Source organism: Kitasatospora sp. NPDC091257 (genome assembly GCF_044757675.1).
GTDB classification, from domain to species: Bacteria; Actinomycetota; Actinomycetes; order Streptomycetales; family Streptomycetaceae; genus Kitasatospora; species Kitasatospora lactacystinica.
On sequence record NZ_JBIVVI010000670.1, the window covers coordinates 1 to 5,089 of the forward strand.

Annotated in this window: 3 protein-coding genes and 1 pseudogene; 3 read left to right on the forward strand and 1 reads right to left on the reverse strand. The window is 71.9% G+C overall.

Annotation, left to right across the window (positions count from 1 at the left end; all coding sequences use genetic code 11):
* Nucleotides 1-461 precede the first annotated feature (461 nt).
* Complete coding sequence (locus ACIQOV_RS26905) at nucleotides 462-1,985, reverse strand: CoA-acylating methylmalonate-semialdehyde dehydrogenase (protein WP_359900672.1); 1,524 nt, start codon at nucleotides 1,983-1,985, stop codon at nucleotides 462-464.
* 208 nt (nucleotides 1,986-2,193) lie between these two features.
* Here ACIQOV_RS26905 and ACIQOV_RS26910 point away from each other — a divergent pair.
* The 3 genes and pseudogenes from ACIQOV_RS26910 to ACIQOV_RS26920 all read left to right on the forward strand — a co-directional run.
* A pseudogene (locus tag ACIQOV_RS26910) lies at nucleotides 2,194-2,964 on the forward strand (aldehyde dehydrogenase family protein); the annotation flags it as partial.
* A gap of 7 nt (nucleotides 2,965-2,971) precedes the next feature.
* Nucleotides 2,972-3,772 carry a 3-oxoacyl-ACP reductase gene (locus ACIQOV_RS26915; RefSeq protein WP_380455629.1) on the forward strand — a complete coding sequence of 267 codons (801 nt, stop codon included), beginning with the start codon at nucleotides 2,972-2,974 and terminating at the stop codon, nucleotides 3,770-3,772.
* 131 nt (nucleotides 3,773-3,903) lie between these two features.
* The gene (locus ACIQOV_RS26920; RefSeq protein WP_401052714.1) at nucleotides 3,904-5,010 is read left to right on the forward strand and encodes a DUF2510 domain-containing protein; all 1,107 of its coding nucleotides are present in this window, start codon (nucleotides 3,904-3,906) and stop codon (nucleotides 5,008-5,010) included.
* Nucleotides 5,011-5,089 lie beyond the last annotated feature (79 nt).

Consider the following 5,089-nt stretch of genomic DNA (forward strand, 5'->3'; position numbering starts at 1 on the left):
GACGCTTCCTTCGGACCGCCTTCCAGCGGACCCTCCGGGCTTCGTTCTTTCGTGTTTCCAGCTTATCAGATGTTTTCCGCTCCGTTTCCGGGGCTCCGTTCATCCAACTCGCCGGTGTCTTCCGGGGCTTGACGCCCTGTCCAACGTTTCAAACTCTAGCCGATCCCCGCTCCGAAAAGCGAATCCGACCGCAACCCAATAAAACGCGCACGCCGAATAAGCACCAGGCCGAGACGCGAAAGCGAAAACGACCGGCACGAACCGAGAAGTGGTGTTTCAAAGGATTGGCTGCCCCGGGACCGTCCGCGCAGACGCGTGTCCGGTGCTCCCAGCCAGGCAGCTCGAAGAACTGTACGCGCTTCGGCGGCGGGATGCAAACGTCGTGCAAAGACCGCTGGCCGGACCCCGGGGGAGGGGTCCGGCCGGCGGAGCTGTGCGGCTCAGCTGTTGGAGCGGGCGGCTCAGCTGTTGGTGGGGAAGCCCAGGTTGATGCCGCCGTGCGACGGGTCCAGCCAGCGCTGGGTCACGGCCTTGCCCCGGGTGAAGAACTGCACGCCGTCCGGGCCGTACGCGTGGGTGTCGCCGAACAGCGAGGCCTTCCAGCCGCCGAAGGAGTAGTAGGCGACCGGCACCGGGATCGGCACGTTGATGCCGACCATGCCGACCTCCACCTCGAACTGGAAGCGCCGGGCCGCGCCGCCGTCGTTGGTGAAGAGGGCGGTGCCGTTGCCGTACGGGTTGGCGTTGATCAGCGCCAGCCCCTCCTCGTACGAGTCGACGCGCACGACCGAGAGGACCGGGCCGAAGATCTCGTCGTTGTAGACGGACATGCCGGGCTTCACGTGGTCGAACAGCGTGGGGCCGAGCCAGAAGCCGTCGGCCGTCGGGGAGCCGTTGCGGTCCTCGGCGGTGACCGGGTGCTTGCGGCCGTCCACGGCGAGCTCGGCGCCGTCGGCGACACCGGACTCCACGTAGGAGGTGACCTTGTCCCGGTGCTGGCCGGTGACCAGCGGGCCCATCTCGGAGTCGCCGTTGCAGCCCGGGCCGACCTTCAGGGTGGCGATCCGCTGCTTGATCTTCTCGACCAGCTCGTCGCCGATCGGGTCGACCGCGACCAGCACGGACACCGCCATGCAGCGCTCGCCGGCCGCGCCGAAGCCGGCGTTGACGGCGGCGTCGGCGGCGAGGTCGAGGTCGGCGTCCGGCAGGACCAGCATGTGGTTCTTGGCGCCGCCCAGGGCCTGCACGCGCTTGCCGTAGCGGGTGCCGGTCTCGTAGACGTAGCGGGCGATCGGGGTGGAGCCGACGAAGCTGACGGACTTGACGTCCGGGTGCTCCAGCAGGCGGTCGACGGCCACCTTGTCGCCGTGCACGACGTTGAAGACGCCGTCCGGCAGGCCGGCCTCCTTCCACAGCTCGGCGAGGAAGTTGGCGGCGGACGGGTCCTTCTCCGAGGGCTTCACCACGACGGTGTTGCCGGCCGCGATGGCGATCGGGAAGAACCACATCGGCACCATGGCCGGGAAGTTGAACGGCGAGATGATCGCGACCGGGCCGAGCGGCTGGCGGATCGAGTAGACGTCGACACCGGTCGAGGCCTGCTCGGTGAAGCCGCCCTTGATCAGCTGCGGGATGCCGCAGGCGTACTCCACGACCTCCAGGCCGCGGGCGATCTCGCCCAGCGCGTCGGAGTGCACCTTGCCGTGCTCCGCCACGATGATCGAGGCCAGCTCGTCGCGGCGGGCGTTCAGCAGCTCGCGGAAGGCGAAGAGCACCGTCGTCCGCTTCGCGATCGAGGCGTTGCGCCACTCGGTGAAGGCCGCGGCGGCGGCGGCCACCGCCTGGTCGACCTCGGCGATCCCGGCGAAGTCGACCTGGCCGGCGACCTGGCCGGTGGCCGGGTCGAAGATCTCACCCCGACGGGGGGCCGCACCGGCGGTGGCGACCGGCTTGCCGCTGATCCAGTGAATGATGTGCTTGCTCAAGGTCCGTCTGCCTCCGAAGTCCCGGGCGGCGTCCTGCCACCGGTCCGGTCTGGCGCCGCCCGCATGGGCCGGGCGCCGGGAAATCACGGGGCTACCGCGTTCGTCTTCCAGTCTGGTGGCCGTTTCGGTCCTGCTCAACGAACAGGCTGACGGGGATCGTGGATTCAGCCTTACAGGTCGTTCGGTCGCTCGGCCGAACGGGCGGCTCCACCCGGCCGTCCGCAAGATCGTCTTCACCGGCTCGACCGTCGTCGGCAAGGAGGTCGCCGCCCGCTGCGCCGCCCGCGCCAAGCGGGTCACCCTGGAACTCGGCGGCAAGAGCCCCAGCATCGTCTTCGCCGACGCCGACCTGGCCCGCGCCGCCGACCCGATGTCCTTCGCCGACAACAGCGGCCAGGACTGCTGCGCCCGCAGCCGGATCCTGGTCCAGCGCGAGGTGTACGAGGACTTCCTCGCCCTGCTGCTGCCCGCCGTCGAGAGCCTGCGCACCGGCGACCCGACCGACCCGCAGACGGAGCTCGGCCCGCTGATCTCGGCCGCCCAGGTCCGCCGGGTGGCCTCCTACCTCACCCCCGACCTGCCGGTGCTGGCCCGCGGCAAGGTCCCGGACGGGCCCGGTTACTGGTACCCGCCGACGGTCGTCGGCCCCGAGGACCCGCAGGTCCCGGCCGTCACCGAGGAGATCTTCGGCCCGGTCGCCGCCGTCCTGCCGTTCACCGACGAGGCCGACGCGGTGCGCCTGGCCAACGCCACCCGCTACGGCCTGGCCGGCTCGATCTGGACCCGGGACGTCGGCCGGGCGCTGCGCCTGGCCCGCGGCGTACGGGCGGGCAACCTGTCGGTCAACTCGCACTCCTCGGTGCGCTACTGGACGCCCTTCGGCGGCTACGGCGAGTCCGGGGTCGGCCGCGAGCTGGGCCCGGACGCGCTGCGCCACTTCACCGAGACCAAGAACGTCTTCATCCACAGCGAGGAGTGACAGCCCGATGAGCGAGAAGCACGCCGCGCGGGACGAGGTCGTCTGCCGCCGGCTGGTCGGCCGCACCGCCGTGGTCACCGGCGCGGGCAGCGGGATCGGCCTGGCCGCCGCCCGCCGGCTCGCCTCGGAGGGGGCGAAGGTGGTCTGCGCCGACCTCGACGAGGAGACCGGGCGGGCCGCCGCCAAGGAGGTCGGCGGGCTGTTCGTGCACACCGACGTCACCGACCCGTACATGGTGGAGGCGCTGTTCGACGAGGCGTACGAGACCTGCGGCAGCGTGGACGTCGCGTTCAACAACGCGGGCATCTCGCCGCCCGAGGACGACTCGATCCTGACCACCGGCCTGGACGCCTGGCGCAGGGTCCAGGAGGTCAACCTGACCTCGGTCTACCTGTGCTGCAAGGCCGCGCTGCCGTACATGCGCCGGCACGGGCGCGGCTCGATCATCAACACCGCCAGCTTCGTGGCCCGGATGGGCGCGGCCACCTCGCAGATCTCCTACACCGCCTCCAAGGGCGGGGTGCTGGCGATGTCCCGCGAGCTGGGCGTGCAGTTCGCCCGGGAGGGCATCCGGGTCAACGCGCTCTCGCCCGGACCGGTGGACACCCCGCTGCTGCGCGAGCTGTTCGCCGCGGACCCGGAGCGGGCCGCCCGCCGGCTGGTGCACATCCCGCTCGGCCGGTTCGCCCGGGCCGAGGAGATCGCCGCCGCGGTGGCCTTCCTGGCCAGCGACGACTCCTCCTTCATCACGGCGAGCGAGTTCCTGGTGGACGGCGGCATCTCCGGCGCGTACGTCACCCCGCTGTAGCCGCCGCCGGTGGGAATCCCGGCCGCGCCGGCCGCGCCGGACGGGGTTCTCACCGGAATCTCATCGAAAACGGCGGGAATTCCCGGCTGCGCTGATTTCGCGTTTATCCGGCTGCCTTTAGATTCTCTTCTGTGAGCGAGCAGATTCCCGCCGGGTGGTACCCGGATCCCAAGGACACCACGAGCCACCCGAGGCCGCAGCGGTGGTGGGACGGCAAGGGCTGGACGGCCGACACCCGGCCCGCACCCTCGGACGCCCCCGCCTCGGACGCCCCTGCGCCGGGAGCGGCCGAGCAGCCCACGGTGCTGGAGGGCGAGGTGCTGGAGAGCGGCCCGACCGTCCGCTACCCGGAGCCGCCGCCCTTCGGCGCCGCCTACGGCACGCCCGGCGGGCCGCCGCGCAAGGCCCGGCGCAAGCCCTCCAAGCTGGTGCTGGCGACCACCGTGGCCGCCCTGCTCGGCCTGGGTGTCGGCGCCGGGGCCACCTACCTCGCGACGGACGGCCACGGGGACCGCGCCCCGCGCAGCGCCCGCCCGGTCCCGCAGGGCGGCTACGGCCCGTGGGGCGGCGCCCCAGACTTCGGGGACCCCGGCAACGGCGGGAGCGGGAACGGCAAGGGCGGAAACGGCGGCAAGGGCGGGAACGGGGGCGGCCGGACCAGCCCGAACGCCGACAAGGCGATCGACGTGGTCAACCGGCTCACCCTGCCGGTCCCGGACGGCTGGGAGGCCGGCACCACCCCGGACGGCTACGCCTCGCTCAGCGTCGGCTCGTACACCTGCGCGGACGGCAAGGGCAACTGCTCCCTCGGCGGCGTGAACACCGGCCGGATCGACGGCGGCGGAACCGACGCCCAGGCGGCGGCCAAGGCCGACATCGCGACGGCCGCCAAGGCCGCGTACGGCGACGTCACCGGGCACCAGGAGCTCAAGTCCGAGGCCGTGAAGGTCAACGGCCAGGACGGCTACCTGGTCCGCTGGAAGGTGGACGCGCCCAAGGGCAACAACGGCTACGTGCAGACCGTGGTCTTCCCGTCCGCCGACGGGAAGACGCTGGTCTCGGTGCACTTCGGCTTCGACATCGCCGACAAGTCGCCCGACGTCGCGGTGATGGACACCGTCGTCCAGGGCATCTCCGCCTACAAGGGCAAGATCCCGAGCATCCCCGGGCTGCCCGGGACGGGCTCCGGCTCCGGCGGGTCCGGTGCGGACGGCGGCGTCGGGGGCACCACCACCTGAGCACCGCGCTCCTCACACGGCGGCGGGGCCCCCCCGGGGGGACCCCCCCCGGGGGGGGCCCGGGGTGGGCGGACAGAAA

What these genes read in the sequence shown, in the direction of transcription:
- ACIQOV_RS26915 (WP_380455629.1), top strand. Translation starts at nt 2,972, where the DNA reads ATGAGCGAGAAGCACGCCGCGCGGGACGAGGTCGTCTGCCGCCGGCTG.